Genomic DNA, 16,969 nt, shown 5'->3' on the forward strand with positions numbered 1-16,969 from the left:
CATGGGGCCCGTCATCATCGAGTGCGCCATCAACGGCGTCACGCCGAAGGCGACGAATCCTCATGTGCCGGTGGAACCTTCGGAGATCACCGCAGACGCGTTAGCCTGCATCGAAGCGGGGGCGGCGATAGTCCACAACCACATCGACCGCTACGGACTCAGCGTGGAGCAGGCCGCCGAGCGCTATCTCGAAGCGTGGCGACCCGTGCTCGCGGTGCGGCCCGACGCCCTGCTCTACCCGACGATCCACTTCGGCGAGGGCTTCGCCATTTCCTACGAACACCTCATCCCACTCGCCGCGGCGGGGATGCGCGTCGGGCTCGCCGACCCCGGATCGGTCAACCTCGGCGGCGTGGGCCCCGACGGCGTCCCCACCGGAAACCTGGTCTACAGCAACTCTTTTGACACCATCGGCCGGGCCTTCGAGATATGCCACCAAACCGGGCTGGGCCCCAGCCTGGCTATATATGAACCCGGTTTTCTGCGGACCACGCTGGCCTGGTGGCGTGCGGGCCGGTTGCCGGCGGGCACGATGATCAAGCTGTACTTCTCCACCGAGAGCGGCTACCTGGGCGCGCCGTTCGGGCTGCCCCCGACCGAGCGCGCACTGGATGCGTACCTGGAAATTCTTGACGGATGCGACATTCCGTGGGCGGTCTCGGTCGTCGGCGGTGACCTCTGCGCCAGCCCGATGGCGCGGTTCGCGCTCGAGCGCGGCGGACACCTGCACCTGGGACTCGAGTTCTACCGCGGCGACCGCACGCCGACCAACGTCGAATTGGTGACCGAGGCGGTCCGACTCTGCGAAGAGTTCGGCCGGGCGGTGGCCACGCCTGGGGAGGCCGCGCGCATGCTCGGATTGCCCTGAATCCGGCAGGCGTGATGTTTACTGGCCGTGGCGGTCCGTGCAGGCGAGAGGATGGTCCGTGGCGGCATATGACTACATCGTGGTGGGAGCTGGATCCGCTGGATGCGCGGTAGCGGGAAGGTTGGCTGCCGAATCTTCGTCCCGGGTGTTGTTGATCGAAGCCGGCGGATCGGATCGTCGATTGGCTGTGCGAGCGCCACTGGCGAATATCCGGCAGTTCGGGACGTCGTTGGACTGGAACTACGAAACCGATCCGGAGCCCGGTTGCGCCGATCGCCGGATCCCGCTGCACGCCGGTCGCGTGCTCGGTGGCACCAGCGCGATGAACATGATGCTGTGGGTCAAGGGCAGCGATTTGGATTACGACGGCTGGGATTTGCCCGGCTGGTCATGGCAGGATGTGGCGCCGGTATTCGCTCGGATTGAGCAGGGGCCGATGCGAATTGGCCGAACGCCCTATCCTGACGACCTGTCCAAGCGTTTCGTCGCCGCAGCGCGTGCGGCGGGTGTCTGCGCCGACGACGACGTCAGCGGACCCGACCTCGACGGAGCAGCGATGGCGCCCGTCACCATCCACAATGGTCGACGATGGAGCGCCCCACGTGGCTATCTCCAACGCCGCAGCAATTTGACGGTTCTCACCGGCGCCGAGGTCCACCGCGTGGTCATTCGCAACGGACGCGCCGTCGGCGTTGAATACCGGCGCCGCGGAGGAAAGGTCCGACAGGCGTTCGCCGACCAGCAAGTCGTGGTGAGCGCAGGCGCCTACCGCACGCCCCACTTGTTGCAGTTGTCGGGCATCGGGCCGGCTGACCATTTGCGCGGCGTCGGGATCACTCCGGTCGTCGACAGTCCAGGTGTCGGCCAAGGTCTGACCGACCACCCGCACGCCTGGGCGATCTGGTCTCTCCCGCCCGGTCGTGTCGGACTGTCGGACGCATCGAATCCGAAATGGTTGCTGCAGTGGGTATTTGGCCGACGGGGCAAGTTCGCCAACAGCATCGTAGAGGCGGTCGCGCATATCCGGTCGACCGCTGACCTACCCGCGTGCGACTTCCAGCTGATGACCTGCCTCGCCGATCCCCTGGCTGATCCAAAGGCAAAGCTCAAGCCTGCGTTGGCAATTGGGCACTCCTACTGGACGCCCAAGAGTCGCGGCACCGTTTTGATCCGCTCATCGGATCCAGCGACTCCGCCGGCCATCCGGATGAACCTGCTCACCGAGCGCGGGGATGTCGATGCACTCGTCCGGGCTGTGCTGCGGACGCGCGAAATCATGAGCACCGAGCCGATCGTTTCCGCCCTCGGACGCGAGATCCTTCCGGGACCCGGGTCGGATATAGAGGAGCGGATCCGGCAAACCGCCATGACGACCTACCACCCGTCGTGCACGGTCGCGATGGGCAATCAACCGGACAGCCCCCTCGATGCGCATCTCCGTGTCCGCGGCGTCGACAATCTTCGCGTCGCCGACGCGTCGGCGCTGCCTCGGATTCCCCGCGCTAACACCAACGCTGCGTCGATCATGATCGGCGGGCGCTGTGCGGACTTCCTGCTCGCCGCGTCTCCTGCTGACCCATCGGTGCCGGCCCACGGCTGAGGGCTGCCTGCCGGCATCTTGCGCGCTGCGCCGCTGCGTTCATCAGAATGTTGCCGAATGTCTCAGTTAACGCGTCGCTTGCGCGCAACAATATGTGGTTTGAGTGACTGTCGTGCTCATCAGGTTTTCGGGGGCCTGGGAGGTATCGGATGTCGTGGGTAAGTGTCGTGCCGGACGTGGTGGATGCCTCGGCGTGGCGGTTGGCCGGTGTTGGTGCCGGGCTGGGTGGCGCGAATGCCGTTGCGGCAGCATCGACTACGCGCGTAGCCGTCGCCGCGTTCGATGAGGTGTCGGCTGCCATCGCGGCGCTGTTCTCGTCGCACGGTCAGCAGTTCCAGGTGTTCAATGCGCAGGCGGCCGCCTGGCACTCCCGGTTCGTGCAGACGCTGACCGAAGCGAGCAGTAGGTACGCCGCCGCCGAGGCGGGCAGCGCGGCGACGTTGCAGACCCTCGAGCAGGACCTGCTGACCATCATCAACGCGCCTACCAACGCCCTGCTCGGCCGGCCGCTGATCGGCCCCGGCGCCGACGGCACGACCAACGCGCAAGGGATCGGAACGCCCGGCGGGGCGGGCGGCATCCTGATCGGCAGCGGCGGAAACGGCGGGAACAGCACCGCTGCAGGTGCATCCGGCGGTGCCGGCGGAGCGGCCGGACTGATCGGCACCGGCGGCGCGGGCGGGACGGGCGGCTGGGGCGCGCCCGGCGGGGCTGGTGGCACTGGCGGTCTGCTGTACGGCAACGGCGGATGGGGCGGTGCCGGCGGACCGGTCGGCATCGGTGGTGCCGGCGGCAGCGCCTTCGTGTGGGGAAGCGGCGGCGGCGGTGGTGCCGGCGGAGAACTCGCGGCCGGCGGAGTCGGGGGCAACGGCGGCTACCTGATCGGCACCGGCGGCAGCGGCGGTGCCGGCGGCGTCCTCGGCGCCGGTGGTCTCGGCGGGAAAGCGGGCCTGGTTGGAACTGCGGGCGCTCAGGGAGCCGCGGGCGGCCAGCCCACCGTCGCGCTGACCTACACCTCCGCCAACAACTACTCGACCATCAATCTGTCGGTGGGTGGTGGACCGGCAATCGTCACCGAGGTGGACACCGGGTCCGGCGGTCTCATCATCCCGATCACCGAACTCAGTGCGCAGACCCTGCAGAACCTCGGTCCCTCCATCGGCACCGGCTCCGTCGACTACGGCGGCACGCAGATCAACCACTACACCGTGTACAAGACCCCGGTGGACTTCGGCAACGGGATGCTCACCCAGCCGACCACCATGGGTGTCATTACCGCGGTGGAGGAGTACACGAACGGCCACTGGGTCCCGGTGGCCCAATCCGACTGGTCCAAACCGCAATACGCGATCAGCGCCAACATGGGCGTCGGCGTCGGTGGGGCGGTCGATCAGCGCCTCGGCAGCCCGCTGCTTGACCTGCCGGGTGTTCTCAACCAGGGCTTCCTGATGAATGAACCGGCGGGACAGCTCCAGTTCGGTCCGAACCCGCTGACTCCGGTCAGCTCCGTTTCCGGCGGCTGGTATTCCACCGCCCTGGGGCTGCAGATCAGCTACAACGGAGTCACCTCGAATATCACGCCGATCCTCTACCAAGGCGAGGGTTACGCGGTCATCGACTCCGGCGGGCTCGGCGGCAACTACCCGCACTACACGCTGCCCTCGACCCTGTCCCAATTGACCGTCGGCGACAATCTGCCTGTGGGAACGACGATTTCGGTGTACGCCACCGACACCCAGACGCTGCTCTACACCGAGACAGTGACCGACACCATGAAAGCGCTGGGCAATCAGCCGTACATCTCCGCCGAGTCGGACGGGGCCAACACCGGGTACTACCCCTTCCTGCAAGGGCCTATCTACTTCTCCTACAGCCCCACCGGACTGGGCACGGCGATCTGGGATTACCCCGCGTGAGAACCTGAGCCGGTGGCGGCCAGACTCCTCGACGCGGGTGGCGGTCCGATGCTCGTCGACGACGACGGCATCGTCGTCAAGGCCCACGCCATTGCGTACGCGACCGCACAACGGTTCGCCGCGCCGGTTCCCGCGCCGAGGCACAGCGACGTGCTGGATGCGACCAGGCGCGGTGTGGCGTGTCCCCAGTTGCCCTCGCGGTTGGACTTCGTCAACGGTCCGATAGCCGACAGCCTCGCCAAAAGCGAGAACTGTCAGGTACTCAGCGTGACGGCGCCGCACGATGCCCAGGGATTGCCGGTGATGGTGTGGTTCCACGGCGGGGCGTATATGTCGGGCAGCGGAGAGGCGCCCAAGTACGACCCCGACGCGCTGGTCACGGAAGGCCGCGTCGTGGTCGTCACCGTCAGCTACCGGCTCGGCATCTTCGGCTACCTCAATTTCGCTGGGGGAGAGGCCAACTTGGGGCTGCGCGATCAGATTCTGGCGTTGCGGTGGACCCGGCAGCACATCGCGGCCTTCGGTGGCGACCCCTCGCGCGTCACGATCTTCGGTCAATCCGCAGGCGGAGATTCGGTGCTGTCGTTGATCCTCAGCAGCCACACCGCGGGCCTGTTCAACCGTGCAATCCTGCAGAGCGCGCCGCTCGGTCTGCGCACCGGCAGGCAGGCGATGACGGCCGCGATGCGGGACGCGGTGACTGCCGCGCTCGCCGATGCCGCCCCCGGGGAGGCCACCGTGGAACAGCTGCTCGACGCCCAGACCGCCGCTGTCACAACGGCACAGCGCTTCGGACTGCTCGGCGGGTTTCCCTTCGCGCCGATCGCAGGGCTGGATCCGCTGCCCCCCGCCGCGGATGAAAGTCGCGTCTTGGCCGACGCCGCGGGCCGGGTCGAGATACTCGTCGGCTACACCCGCAACGACGCCGACGCGTTCGTCGCCATGGACCCCCGAGGGCAGCGACTCGCGCGGCTCGGCCTGCCCGGCCGGGCCGCCGCGCGATTACTCGGCGGCGTATTGACGAGGCGGATATTCGGCGGGCCCGCACTCGAGCTCGCCAAGTTCTGGACATCGAACGGCGGTGCCGCGGCGACCTTTCGGGTGGACTGGTCGCCGCCGGGCGCACCGCTTCGTGCCTGCCACTGCATCGAACTGCCGCTGCTGTTCGGAACACCCCAGTGCTGGGCCGACGCGCCGATGCTCGGTCCCGAACCCGACCCGATCGACACCGAGCTGGCGCGCAAGGTGCGGGGTTACTGGGCTGCCTTCGCGCACCACGGCGTCGCCGCGCTAGGTGAGGGGGCCGCTCGCCCTTTCTCTTTGCGTTGAGGTGCCGGATAGTAGCGGGTGAAGTTCGGTAAGAGAATCGGCCCGAGCGATCAGGGGGTTGAAGGTGCCGGTCGTCGATGGAGCTGTCCGCACAAAGGCCGGTGACCGGCTGGCGTATGCACAAACGGGGCGCCTGGATGGGGCACCGCTGTTCTATTTCCACGGCGTTCCGGGATCGAGGCTCGACTTGTGTCAGCCGCTCTATCGCGCCGCGCTTGATGAAGCCTGTGTACGACTTGTCGGCATAGATCGCCCGGGCTACGGCGGGTCCACTCACCGGGGCGGTCGCCGATACGGCGACTGGCCTGCAGATGTCCTCGCTGTCGCCGACGAACTCGGAATCGATCGTTTCGGCATCCTTGCATACTCAACTGGCGGTCCGTATGCAGTCGCCTGTGCCCTGGCGTTTCCAGATCGACTGAGTTTCGTGGGGATCGTCAGCGGCATCGGCCCCGCGGAAACCCCCCGTCGTAGTGAAGGCATGGCGAGGTCGATCGTTACCGCAATCGGGCTTTCGAAAAGGCTACCCTCCGCTGCGCGATGGATGGTGAAACATACTTCGGTGGAACGCTTTTCGCGTCAGTTCGACAGGGATCTCTGCCCGGTGGACCGCGCGCTTTATCGAGATCCGGATGTCCGCCAAAGTGTGGTTGATGCGTTTACCGAGGCCACCAGAGGCGGCAGCCACGGATGGGTTGAGGACTTCCGGCTCATGGGTACGCCGTCGGGACTGGACTACGCCGCGGTTCGGTGCCCGATCCGTCTCTGGCATGGCGAGGCTGACGCCACTGTCCCGGTCCACCATGGGAAGCATGTAGCCGGCTTACTTCCCGGCGCCAAACTCGACGTGCTACCGGGCGTCGGGCATTTGCATAGCTTGGATCGCTGGACGGCGTTCTTCGGGACCGCGCGGGATGCGATCGGTCGGCAGCGTTGACGAGAGCTGTCGCCTATGAGCCAGTGGTTACTTTCTCGGCCAGCGCTGCCAGCTTGGCGTCGAGTTGATCTGCGGCGCTGAGTAACTCGGGGTTAGGCTGGACGACCATCAGCGATGACGGCTTTACGTAGGTCAGACTGCTGCCGTCCGGTTCGTCGAGGATGAGTAGCTCCACCGGGGCGAACAGACCGGCTGTCACGTCGTGGCGCAGCATGGTGATCGCGATCAGTGGATTGCCGAGGATGACGCGCAGCGCCCGGCGGCTGATGCCGGCGTTCGGCAGCCAGGTGCCGTGATCGATCAGTGCAAACAGCATGAACCCGCTTGGGCCGACATGCTTTTCGACAGTCGCGCGATAGGCGTCCCAGTCATCGCACGGTCGAGTGACGTCGGCGATGGGCACCGCTTGCCGGCCGATGTCGGCCAGCAACGCGGCAACCACCTCGTCGTAACTCTTGGCGCTGTCGTAGCGCACCCGTACGCCGTCGAACCGAGTTTCGTTGGGCACGTTCACTACTAAAGCCGCTCGATGATGGTGGCGTTGGCCATGCCGCCGCCCTCGCACATCGTCTGCAGCGCATAACGTCCGCCGCGCTGCTCCAGGGCGTTCACCATGGTGGTCATGATGCGGGCGCCGCTGGCACCCAGCGGGTGGCCGATCGCGATGGCGCCGCCGTGGACGTTGGTCTTGGCCAGGTCCGCTCCGGTGTCTTTCGCCCAGGCCAGGACGACCGGCGCGAAGGCCTCGTTCACCTCGAACAGGTCGATGTCGGCCAGCGTCAGCCCAGCACGCTGCAGCACTCGTTCGGTGGCGGGTATGACTCCGGTCAGCATGTACAGCGGGTCGGATCCCACCGCGGTGGCCGTGTGGATGCGGGCCAGCGGTTTCAGGCCCAGCTTCGCCGCCACCTCGCTACTGGTGATCATCACCGCCGCACTGCCGTCGGAGAGCGGTGACGAATTGCCCGGCGTGATCTGCCAGTTGATCTGCGGGAACCGCGCAGCCATCGATTCACTGTAGAACGCCGGCTTGAGCCCGGCCAGGGTGTCGACCGTGGTGCCGGGCCGGATGATCTCGTCGGTGGACAGCCCCGCGATCGGGATGAGTTCGTTGTCGAACAGTCCCTCCTTGGTGGCGCGGGCGGCCTTCTCGTGGCTGGCCGCGGAGAACTCGTCGAGCTGGGCGCGGGAGAAGCCCCACTTCGCGGCGATCAGCTCCGCGCTGATGCCCTGCGGCACCAGGCCGTCGGGGTAGCGCCGCGTCATGTCCTCGCCGAACGGGTTGCTGCCCGGTAAGACCGACGTTCCCATCGGCACCCGGCTCATCGACTCCACGCCACTGGCGATGACGATGTCGTAGGCGCCGGCGATGACACCCTGGGCAGCGAAGCTGATCGCCTGCTGGCTGCTGCCGCACTGCCGGTCGACTGTGGTGCCGGGCACTGACTCCGGAAAGCCGGCCCCCAGCAACGCATTACGGGCGATGTTGACGGCCTGGTCGCCCACCTGCGTGACGGCGCCGACGATGACGTCGTCGACCTGTGCGGGGTCGACGCCGGTGCGGGCCACCACCTCGCGCAGGCTGTGCGCCAGCAGGTCGGCCGGCAGCACGTCGTGCAGCGCGCCGTTGGCTTTGCCCTTACCGACGGGGGTGCGAACAGCGCCGACGATCACGGCGTCACGGGTCATGGCTCCTCCTTGAGTCCTTGACAGCTGAGTATTTCTGTCTATACCCAGCTATAACACCTGGGTATACTGAAATCAACCCAGTCCGGAGGTGACGTGCATGACAATGCTGCAAGGGCGGCTGGCCGATCGGGATTCCTGGTCGGCGGTCGGGGAGTGCGCGATCGAGAAGACCATGGCCGTGGTCGGCACCAAGTCAGCGATGCTGATCATGCGCGAGGCCTACTACGGCACCACCCGGTTCGACGACTTCGCCCGCCGGGTGGGCATCACCAAGGCCGCGACCTCGGCCCGGCTGACCGAACTCGTCGACCTCGGACTCCTGGAGCGCCGGCCCTACCGGGAACCCGGCCAGCGCAGCCGCGACGAGTACGTGCTCACTGAGTCCGGCGTCGAGTTCATGCCGGTGGTGTGGTCGATGTTTCAGTGGGGCCAGCGCCACCTGCCGGGCCGGCACCGGCTGAAGCTGGAGCACGTCGGATGCGGCGCCGCCGCAGAAGTTCAAATACGTTGCGCCGAAGGGCATCTGGTGACCCCGGACGAACTCGGCATGCGGCTGGTCAAGTCTCCCTGAGGGTGGCCAGCAGCCGTCGGGCCGCGGCGATGCGACGCGGCGCCGTCCCGGAAAGCGCGTCCAGCGCACACTCGGGGTCGGCCGGCGGACCCATGTGCCCGCAGCCGCGCGGGCAGTCGTCGATGGCCTCGGAAAGATCCGAGAACGCCTTCATCACGTCGTCGGGCTGAATGTGGGCGAGCCCGAACGAGCGGATGCCGGGCGTGTCGATCACCCAGCCGCCACGTGCCAGCGGCAGGGCGACCGACTGCGTCGAGGTGTGCCGGCCACGACCGATATCCGTCACCACGCCGACCGCTCGATCCGCATCGGGCACAAGGCGATTCACCAAGGTCGACTTGCCCACCCCGGAGTGTCCCAGCAGTACCGTGATCTTGTCGTCGAGCAGATCGGCCACCGCCAGCAGCGGATCGTCCACGCCCGCGGCCACCACCGTGAGGTCCAGGTCGACGAACTGCTCGGCGAACGGTTCGGGCGGTGCCAGGTCGGTCTTGGTCAGACACAGGATCGGCCGCAGGCCGCCGGCGTACGCGGCGATCAGCGCGCGGTCCACCAGTCCGCTGCGGGGCGGCGGGTCGGCCAGGGCAACCACCATCAGCAGTTGGTCGGCGTTGGCGACCACCACCCGTTCGGTCGGGTCGGTGTCATCGGCGGTGCGCCGCAACACCGTTCGCCTGGGGCCGCGCCGGACGATGCGGGCCAGAGTGTCGGTTCGCCCGGACAGGTCACCGACGATGTCGACGTCATCGCCGACGACGATCGGGGTGCGGCCGAGCTCACGGGCCCGCATGGCGACGACGCGGCGTTCGGGGTCCCCGCCCAGCACGCAACCCCAGCGGCCGCGGTCGACACTGACCACCATGGCGGACTCGGCGTCGGCGTGCTGCGGACGAGTCTTTGTCCGGGGCCGCGATCCCTTGCCGGACCGGACCTTGACGTCGGACTCGTCGTAGTCGCCAGGCCTCAATCGCCCACCATTTCACGCCACAGCTGCGGGAACTCGGGCAGCGTCTTGGTGGTGGCGGCGATGTCGTCGACCTGCACGCCGGGAACCCGCAATCCGACGATGGCTCCGGCCATTGCCATCCGGTGGTCGGCGTAGGCGTGCCAGAGGCCCGGCCGCAGCGGCGTAGCGGTGATCACCAGACCGTCGTCGGTCTCCCGGCAGTCGCCGCCCAGGCGATTTATCTCGGTACTCAGCGCGGCCAGCCGGTCGGTCTCGTGTCCGCGCAGGTGCGCGATGCCGGTCAGCCGGGACACCGCACCCGTCGCGGCCAGCGCGGCCAGGACGGCCACCGTCGGTGTCAGCTCGCCCACGTCGCGCAGGTCGACGTCGAAGCCGTCATACGCCGCCGCGCCCCGTACCTCCAGCGCCGAATCGGCCTGTGTGACAAGGGCGCCCGTCTTTTTCAGCACATCCAGGAGGTGCCCGGCGGGCTGCACGCTGGTCTGCGGCCAGCCGGTGATGCGCACCGTGCCGCCGGTCACCACCGCGGCCGCGAGGAACGCGACCGCATTGGTCAGATCCGGTTCGACCTCCCAGTGCCGGGCCTTGACCGGGCCAGGAAGTACCTGCCAGCGGTTGGCGACCGAGTCGTCGACGACGACTCCCGCCTGCCGCAGCATCGCCACCGTCATCGCGATGTGCGGCGCCGACGGTAGCGAAGCGCCGGTGTGTTGCACGGTCAGCCCCTCGGTGAACGACGCCCCCGACAGCAGCAGGCCCGAGACGAACTGTGAGGACGCCGAGGCGTCGATGGCCACCGTGCCACCGGCCACCGCTCCGTTGCCCTGCACCCGGAAGGGCAGACCAGATCCGTCGACCGGCACGCCCAGTCCGCGCAGTGCATCGAGCAGCGGGGCGATGGGCCGGGCGCGGGCCTGCTCGTCGCCGTCGAAGACGACCGGGGCGGCGCTCAACGCGGCCAGCGGCGGCACGAACCGCAGGACGGTGCCGGCCAGGCCGCAGTCGACCCGGGCCTCGGGGTCGGGGGCGATGCTGCCGCTGACCGTCAGTTCGGAGCCGGGGCCCTCGACGTGCAGGCCCAGTGTCCGCAACGCACCCATCATCAGGTCGGTGTCCCGGCTGCGCAGTGCGCCGGTGATGGTGGAGGCGCCCAGGCCTTGCGCGGCCGCCAGGGCGGCCAGGATCAGCGTCCGGTTGGTCTGGGATTTCGAGCCGGGGACGGTCACGGTCGCGTGCACCGGTGCCGGTGCGGACGGGGCCTGCCATGCGCTCACCGGTCCATCTTCCCTTGTCGCGGCCCGACAGCCGCAATCTGCCACCATGGGACATATGTGTGGACGTTTCGCAGTCACCACCGATCCGGCCCTGCTCGCCGAGAAGATCAAGGCAATCGATGAGGCCACGGGCACCGATGAACGTGCCTCCGAGCCCAACTACAACGTGGCCCCCACCACCACCATCGCCACGGTGGTGAGCCGCCACACCGAGCCCGACGACCGGGCCACCCGCCGGGTTCGGCTGATGCGGTGGGGCCTGTTGCCGCCCTGGGTCAAGGCCGACGCGGACGGTAAGCCGGAGACCAAGGGCCCGTTGTTGATCAACGCGCGCGCCGACAAGGTCGCCACGTCGCCGGCGTTCCGGGGCTCCGCCAAGAGCAAGCGCTGCCTGGTGCCGATGGACGGCTATTACGAATGGCGCGCCAACCCCGACGGTGGGACCGCGAAGAAGGTGGGCAAGACACCGTTCTTCATGCACCGGCGGGACGGCGAGCCGCTGTTCGCGGCCGGGTTGTGGTCGGTGTGGAAGTCCGACAAAGAGGCGAAGCCGTTGCTCAGCTGCACCATCATCACCACCGACGCGGTGGGCGAACTCGCTGAGATCCACGACCGCATGCCGTTGATGCTCGGTGAGGGCGATTGGGATGCCTGGCTGAACCCGGACGCGCCGCTGGATCCCGAGCTGCTGGCACGACCGCCGGACGTGCGCGACATCGAGCTGCGCGAGGTCTCGAAACTGGTCAACAACATCCGCAACAACGGACCGGAACTGTTGGAGCCGGCCGAGCCGGAACCCGGGCAGATGACGCTGCTGTAGCCGGTTACCGCTGCAGCGCCTGGCCGAGCAGCCCGACGATCGTGGCAATGGACGCTTCCACCGTGCGGATCCGCTGGTTCGTGTCGTCGGCCGTGGTCCGCATGGCGGTGATGTTCGACCGGAGCACGTCCGCCAGCAATTGCTGAGTCTCGCCGAACGCTTTGATCGCTTCGGTCATTGAGCGATAGTCGGCCTGCGATCTCTCCACCGCGGCAATCCGCGCGTTGAGGTTCGCCAGGACGCTGTCGAGTTCTTCCGGCGGGGGCATGGTCGGCATCGTAGGCGTTAACGCGCTGCCTAGCATGCAATTGTGACCGGCAAATACACCCACACGTTTGAGGAAATCCAGGACCGTCCCGCGGCGGTGATCGGGGCGGGCACGCTGGGCCGCCGCATAGCGCTGATGCTAGCGAGTCGGGGGGGACCGGTACGGATCTACGCGCGCCGCCCCGAACAGCGGGCCGAAGCGTGCCAGTATGTGACCGATAATCTTCCGAAGCTATTGCAAGACAGAGGTTTTGGCGAGATGGGCGCTGTCCTCGGGGTTGCGACGCTGCCGGAGGCGCTGGACGGAGCCTGGCTCGCCGTCGAGTCCGTCCCCGAGCAGCTGGACATCAAGATCCCGTTGTGGGGCGAGATCGACCGGGCCGCACCGCCGGACACCATCTTCGGCACCAACTCGTCGTCGTTCCCGTCGCGGCTGATGGCCGAAAACATCAGGGACAAGACACGGCTGTGCAACACGCACTTCAATATGCCGCCTCAGTTCAACGCTCTGGAACTGATGTCGGACGGCGAGACCGACCGTGGTCTGCTCGACACGCTACTGGCGGTGCTGCCCGAATTCGGGGTGCATCCTTTCGAAGCCCGCAAGGAGTGCACCGGGTTCATCTTCAACCGGGTCTGGGCGGCCATCAAGCGCGAGTGCGTCGCCGTCGTCGCAGAGGGGGTGGCCCGCCCCGAAGACGTCGACGGCATCTGGAAGGTCAACTTCGGCTTCCCGGTGGGGCCGTTCCAGATGATGGACCTGGTCGGACTGGACGTGGTGCTCGACATCGAGAACAACTACGCACAGGAATTTCCATACCTGCCCCAGAGCGTGCGGGACCTGCTGCGGTCCTATGTGGACGCGGGCAAGCTCGGCGTCAAGACGGGCGAGGGGTTCTACCACTATCGGTAACCGCAGCGGGCGTGGCCCAGGTCCAGGTGCCGTGGTGTCCCAGACGCCCGTGCGATCGAGGTAAAGGAAGTCGATAGTGAGCGCGCACTTGAGCTTTGTCGAGGCGATCGTGGTCGGCGCATTCCAGGGCATCACCGAATTGTTTCCGGTGTCCAGCCTCGGGCACGCGGTGCTGGTGCCCGCTCTGGTCGGCGGCCGGTGGGCCGACGACCTGAACGTGACCGCGCCGGAGTCGCCCTATCTGGCGTTCATCGTCGGAGTACACGTCGCAACGGCCGCCGCCCTGCTGGTGTTCTTCTGGCGGGACTGGGCACGGATCCTGTCGGGATTCGCCTCGTCGCTGCGCTACCGCAGGATAGAAACGCCCACCGAGCGACTGGCTTGGCTGATTCTGCTCGCCACCATTCCGGTCGGCGTCGCCGGAGTGGCGTTAGAGCATCTCTTCCGCACCACCCTCGGCAAGCCGATTCCGGTAGCCATATTCCTGATGGTCAACGGGGTCGCCCTGTATGTGGGCGAGGTGCTGCGCCGCCGTGCCGACGATGAACCCGCCGAACCTTCGCACACCGACGCCGCGATTGACGACCGGCTATCCCAGATGCCAAGGGCGCAAGGCATATTGATCGGCTCCGCGCAAATTCTGGCGTTGCTTCCGGGTATCAGTCGTTCGGGGATCACCATGGTCGCGGGCCTCTGGCGCGGACTTTCCCACGAAGACGCCGCCCGTTACTCGTTTCTGCTGGCGACAGCGATCATCCTGCCGGCGGGGTTCTACAAGATTCCCGATCTGCTCGGACCCATGGGCGCGGGCATCGGGGGCCAGGTACTCGCCGGCAGTATTGCCTCGTTTATCGCCGCGTACCTGTCCGTGCGCTTCCTGACCCGCTACTTCCAGACCCGCACCCTGACTCCATTCGCGATCTACTGTGCCCTGGCAGGGGCCGCAAGCTTGGTCTGGCTGGTCTTGGGCTGACATACGCGTCGGTCATGGCAGCCGCTGCGAAACTTCGAACGCGAGACAGAGTTCGGCGACGTCTCTGGGACGTGCCAGGGACCTGCCGGTCAGCTCCTCGATCCGCCGCAACCGGTGCCGCACCGTGTTCGGATGGCAATAGATCTGCGCCGCAGCTTCATTCGCTGAGCCGCCGACATCCAGCCACGCCCGGAAGGTATCGATCAGCACGGCCCGTTCCTCGGCCGGCATGGCATCCAGCCGTCCCAGCACCGTCGATCGGATCCGCGTCATCACCTCGGGCGCACTGACCGCTGCGAGGGCGAGCGGCGTGTCATCGAAAACGGTGACCAGTTCGGGTGAGTCGCCCGCCGTCGCGAGTCGGGCATATCGCAACGCGTCAGCGGTGTCGGGCAGCTCGTGAAACGGCGGACTGATTCCGACCCGTGCGTGGGCGGCCTGGCGGAGCACCTCGATCAGCGTGTCCAGGGTGCGGCCCGGTTCCCGCAGGTGGACGATGCCGACCTGAAGATCGGGCAGCAGTCGCCAGGCGGACCGGATGTCACGGGCGGACAGCTTGTTCTCGATGGCCGGCAGACCCAGCTTGCCGATCGCGGGAAGACCCGCGGCCACCACGACGTAAGGGCCCGATGTCGGCAGCCGCAACAGGTCCGCGGCCTCCCACAGGCTCTGCCGGTCGGTCATCCGTCGTGTCAGCAACGCCTCCACCAGAGCCGACCGTTCTTCTTCCCGCTCCAGGATCTGCACCGTCAGTTGTTGGCGGTACGCGTCGCTCATCGCCTGGGTGAACGTCTCCTGGGCGAAGAAAACGCGGGAGGTGGCAGCCAGGATCGAGTCCGTGGGTATCGCCGCTTCGCGCGCCACCGCCAGCGTCTGTTCCCACATGAAGCGGAAGCCGATGCGGTAGGCGGTCATCACGGCCGGCAACGGCACACCGCTGATCGCCCGCGTGGTGCCGGTGCGCTGGGCGGGCGAAACATCGGCTCCGGAGTCCGCGTCACGCGCGAGCGCGTCGAAGATGAATGTCAGGTTCGCCACACAACTTTCGCGGACCTCGTCCTTCGTCACGACCGAGTCGTCGTCGTACACGTCTATCTCGCGGCACAGCAGGTCCGCCATCGCCTCGCCCAAACTGGGGGCACGGGCCAGCATGAGTCTGCCGAGTTCGATGACGTGCGGGTCAACCGTAGTGCCGACGGCCATGCACAAACTGTAGGCCCGATGTGCGCGGTCACACCGAAGAAGCCTTGACGTTGTTTGCACGGACATTGTTGTCCGCAGCCGGCGCCGCCACGCTGGAGTCAGGCCCAGATCAGCACTTCCCGGAGGCAACCCATGACCGCATTGAGCGCCAATCTTGTTGTGGCGAAGGATCTTTACCCTGACCGCATCGCCCTGCGCTGCGACGACCTGACATTCACGTTCGCCGAGTTCCACACCGCGGCCGCGCGGGTGGCGACACTGTTGGAGCGGGCCGGCATCGAGCCCGGCGACCGGGTGGGACTGATGCTGCCCAACACCCCCGCTTACGCCATCGCGTTTTTCGGCATCATGTACCGGGGCGCCGTCGCGGTCCCGATGAACCCGTTGCTCAAGGCCCGCGAGGTCACCTACTACCTGTCCAACAGCGGTGCCACGGCGCTGTTCGCCACCCCCTCGTTCGCCGCGGAGGCAACTGCCGGCGCCGACGAGGTGGGAGCGCGATGCTGGCTCGTCGACGACGCCGCACTGGCCGGCCTGATCGCGGAACTGCCCGTCCGGCAGAACCCGGTCCAGCGCGGTTCCGACGACGTCGCGGTCATTGTGCACACCTCCGGTACCACGGGAAAACCCAAAGGCGCCATGCTCACTCACGGCAACCTGGGCTGCAACGCGGAGGTCACGGTGCGCACGCTGGCCAAGATCACCCCGGACGACGTGGTGATGGGTTGCCTGCCGCTGTTTCACGTCTTCGGGCTGACCGGCGCGCTCAACAGTGCGGTGCTCGCGGGCGCGACGCTGACGCTCATCCCGCGTTTCGACCCACGCAAGGCCCTCGAGGTGATCGAGCGCGACGCCGTGACGGTCTTCGAGGGCGTGCCCACCATGTACTCGGCTCTGCTCGGCGCCGCCGAGTTGGCGCCCGGAGCGACGCGCAGCCTGCGCACCTGTGTTTCCGGCGGCGCGGCGCTGCCCGTTCAGGTCCTCACCGACTTCGAGAAGGCATTCGGCTGCACCGTTCTCGAAGGTTACGGGTTGTCCGAAAGCTCCTCGGCGGCCGCCTTCAACCATCCCGACCGACCGCGCAAGGCCGGATCGATCGGCACGCCGATCGACGGCGTGCAGATGCGGGTCGTCGACCTGAACGGGGCCGAGGTCGCCCGTGGCGATACCGGTGAGATCCAGATCCGTGGGCACAACGTGATGAAGGGCTACTGGAATCTGCCGGACGCAACCCGGGCCACCATCACCGGAGACGGCTGGCTGAACACCGGCGACGTCGGACGCGTCGACGAAGACGGCTACTTCTACATCGTCGACCGGACCAAAGACCTGATCATCCGCGGCGGCTACAACGTCTATCCCCGCGAGATCGAGGAAGTGCTCTATGAGCACCCGGCGGTCGCCGAAGCCGCCGTCGTCGGCGTTCCGCACGACTCGCTCGGCGAGGAAGTCGGAGCCGCGGTCGCCCTCAAGAAGGACGCCACGGTGACCGCCGAGCAACTGCGCGACCACGTCAAAGACCGGGTCGCCGCCTATAAATACCCGCGCATGGTCTGGCTCGTCGACGAGCTGCCCAAGGGACCGACCGGCAAGGTCCAGAAGCGCGACATCACCATCCCGACCACCGAAAGGACCCGATAAC

Annotated in this window: 16 protein-coding genes; 10 read left to right on the forward strand and 6 right to left on the reverse strand. The window is 67.2% G+C overall.

The window, feature by feature from the left end; translation table 11 throughout:
- Position 1: 1 nt before the first annotated feature.
- The 5 genes from C0J29_RS07380 to C0J29_RS07400 all read left to right on the forward strand — a co-directional run bounded on the left by C0J29_RS07380 (position 2) and on the right by C0J29_RS07400 (position 6,650).
- A complete protein-coding gene (locus tag C0J29_RS07380) occupies positions 2–868 on the forward strand; it encodes a beta-keto acid cleavage family enzyme (RefSeq protein WP_120791906.1) in 867 nt (288 codons plus the stop codon).
- 58 nt (positions 869–926) lie between these two features.
- Positions 927–2,468: a GMC family oxidoreductase gene (locus tag C0J29_RS07385; protein WP_120791907.1), complete on the forward strand. Its 1,542-nt coding sequence runs from the start codon at positions 927–929 to the stop codon at positions 2,466–2,468.
- A gap of 149 nt (positions 2,469–2,617) precedes the next feature.
- Positions 2,618–4,384 (forward strand): PecA family PE domain-processing aspartic protease, encoded by a 1,767-nt coding sequence (locus tag C0J29_RS07390; RefSeq protein ID WP_120791908.1) that lies wholly within the window; start codon positions 2,618–2,620, stop codon positions 4,382–4,384.
- 12 nt (positions 4,385–4,396) lie between these two features.
- Positions 4,397–5,713 carry a carboxylesterase family protein gene (locus C0J29_RS07395; protein WP_120791909.1) on the forward strand — a complete coding sequence of 439 codons (1,317 nt, stop codon included), beginning with the start codon at positions 4,397–4,399 and terminating at the stop codon, positions 5,711–5,713.
- A 64-nt stretch (positions 5,714–5,777) separates the two neighbouring features.
- Complete coding sequence (locus tag C0J29_RS07400) at positions 5,778–6,650, forward strand: alpha/beta fold hydrolase (protein WP_162951404.1); 873 nt, start codon at positions 5,778–5,780, stop codon at positions 6,648–6,650.
- Between the two features lie 13 nt (positions 6,651–6,663).
- Here the strand turns inward: C0J29_RS07400 and C0J29_RS07405 are convergent, their stop codons facing one another.
- On the reverse strand, positions 6,664–7,158 hold the full coding sequence (locus tag C0J29_RS07405; protein WP_065162691.1) for a DUF302 domain-containing protein: 495 nt from the start codon (positions 7,156–7,158) through the stop codon (positions 6,664–6,666).
- Positions 7,159–7,166: 8 nt separating this feature from the next.
- A complete protein-coding gene (locus tag C0J29_RS07410; RefSeq protein ID WP_120791910.1) occupies positions 7,167–8,339 on the reverse strand; it encodes a thiolase family protein in 1,173 nt (390 codons plus the stop codon).
- Positions 8,340–8,436: 97 nt separating this feature from the next.
- Between C0J29_RS07410 and C0J29_RS07415 the strand changes: the two genes are divergently transcribed.
- The gene (locus C0J29_RS07415) at positions 8,437–8,910 is read left to right on the forward strand and encodes a winged helix-turn-helix transcriptional regulator (protein ID WP_065162679.1); all 474 of its coding nucleotides are present in this window, start codon (positions 8,437–8,439) and stop codon (positions 8,908–8,910) included.
- Here the strand turns inward: C0J29_RS07415 and rsgA are convergent.
- Both rsgA and aroA read right to left on the reverse strand, forming a co-directional pair.
- Positions 8,897–9,877 carry a ribosome small subunit-dependent GTPase A gene (gene rsgA / locus C0J29_RS07420; RefSeq protein ID WP_065047299.1) on the reverse strand — a complete coding sequence of 327 codons (981 nt, stop codon included), beginning with the start codon at positions 9,875–9,877 and terminating at the stop codon, positions 8,897–8,899. The genes C0J29_RS07415 and rsgA overlap by 14 nt on opposite strands.
- On the reverse strand, positions 9,874–11,151 hold the full coding sequence (aroA, locus tag C0J29_RS07425; RefSeq protein WP_120791911.1) for a 3-phosphoshikimate 1-carboxyvinyltransferase: 1,278 nt from the start codon (positions 11,149–11,151) through the stop codon (positions 9,874–9,876). The genes rsgA and aroA overlap by 4 nt, the downstream gene beginning before the upstream one ends.
- Before the next feature lie 55 nt (positions 11,152–11,206).
- Here aroA and C0J29_RS07430 point away from each other — a divergent pair, with 55 nt between their 5' ends.
- On the forward strand, positions 11,207–11,971 hold the full coding sequence (locus C0J29_RS07430; RefSeq protein ID WP_065162677.1) for an SOS response-associated peptidase: 765 nt from the start codon (positions 11,207–11,209) through the stop codon (positions 11,969–11,971).
- A gap of 4 nt (positions 11,972–11,975) precedes the next feature.
- On the opposite strand, the gene C0J29_RS07435 is transcribed toward C0J29_RS07430, so the two are convergent.
- The gene (locus tag C0J29_RS07435; protein ID WP_231513476.1) at positions 11,976–12,239 is read right to left on the reverse strand and encodes a hypothetical protein; all 264 of its coding nucleotides are present in this window, start codon (positions 12,237–12,239) and stop codon (positions 11,976–11,978) included.
- 42 nt (positions 12,240–12,281) lie between these two features.
- On the opposite strand from C0J29_RS07435, the gene C0J29_RS07440 reads away from it, so the two are divergent.
- Together C0J29_RS07440 and C0J29_RS07445 are read left to right on the forward strand one after the other, a co-directional pair.
- Positions 12,282–13,151, forward strand: a complete 870-nt coding sequence (locus C0J29_RS07440; protein ID WP_174814825.1) for a 3-hydroxyacyl-CoA dehydrogenase family protein — start codon at positions 12,282–12,284, stop codon at positions 13,149–13,151.
- A gap of 76 nt (positions 13,152–13,227) precedes the next feature.
- Positions 13,228–14,124, forward strand: coding sequence for an undecaprenyl-diphosphate phosphatase (locus C0J29_RS07445; RefSeq protein WP_065162675.1), 897 nt, complete (start codon positions 13,228–13,230; stop codon positions 14,122–14,124).
- A gap of 12 nt (positions 14,125–14,136) precedes the next feature.
- On the opposite strand, the gene C0J29_RS07450 is transcribed toward C0J29_RS07445, so the two are convergent.
- Positions 14,137–15,327, reverse strand: coding sequence for a PucR family transcriptional regulator (locus C0J29_RS07450; protein WP_065047286.1), 1,191 nt, complete (start codon positions 15,325–15,327; stop codon positions 14,137–14,139).
- A 132-nt stretch (positions 15,328–15,459) separates the two neighbouring features.
- Between C0J29_RS07450 and C0J29_RS07455 the strand changes: the two genes are divergently transcribed.
- Positions 15,460–16,968: a long-chain-fatty-acid--CoA ligase gene (locus C0J29_RS07455; protein ID WP_065162674.1), complete on the forward strand. Its 1,509-nt coding sequence runs from the start codon at positions 15,460–15,462 to the stop codon at positions 16,966–16,968.
- Position 16,969 lies beyond the last annotated feature (1 nt).

The organism is Mycobacterium paragordonae, from assembly GCF_003614435.1.
Classification (GTDB): domain Bacteria; phylum Actinomycetota; class Actinomycetes; order Mycobacteriales; family Mycobacteriaceae; genus Mycobacterium; species Mycobacterium paragordonae.

Coding starts and splice junctions, on each gene's coding strand:
- C0J29_RS07430 (WP_065162677.1), top strand. CDS start 11,207: ATGTGTGGACGTTTCGCAGTCACCACCGATCCGGCCCTGCTCGCCGAG.
- C0J29_RS07455 (WP_065162674.1), top strand. CDS start 15,460: ATGACCGCATTGAGCGCCAATCTTGTTGTGGCGAAGGATCTTTACCCT.
- C0J29_RS07390 (WP_120791908.1), top strand. CDS start 2,618: ATGTCGTGGGTAAGTGTCGTGCCGGACGTGGTGGATGCCTCGGCGTGG.
- C0J29_RS07435 (WP_231513476.1), bottom strand. CDS start 12,239: ATGCCCCCGCCGGAAGAACTCGACAGCGTCCTGGCGAACCTCAACGCG.
- C0J29_RS07450 (WP_065047286.1), bottom strand. CDS start 15,327: ATGGCCGTCGGCACTACGGTTGACCCGCACGTCATCGAACTCGGCAGA.
- C0J29_RS07415 (WP_065162679.1), top strand. CDS start 8,437: ATGACAATGCTGCAAGGGCGGCTGGCCGATCGGGATTCCTGGTCGGCG.
- C0J29_RS07380 (WP_120791906.1), top strand. CDS start 2: ATGGGGCCCGTCATCATCGAGTGCGCCATCAACGGCGTCACGCCGAAG.
- C0J29_RS07410 (WP_120791910.1), bottom strand. CDS start 8,339: ATGACCCGTGACGCCGTGATCGTCGGCGCTGTTCGCACCCCCGTCGGT.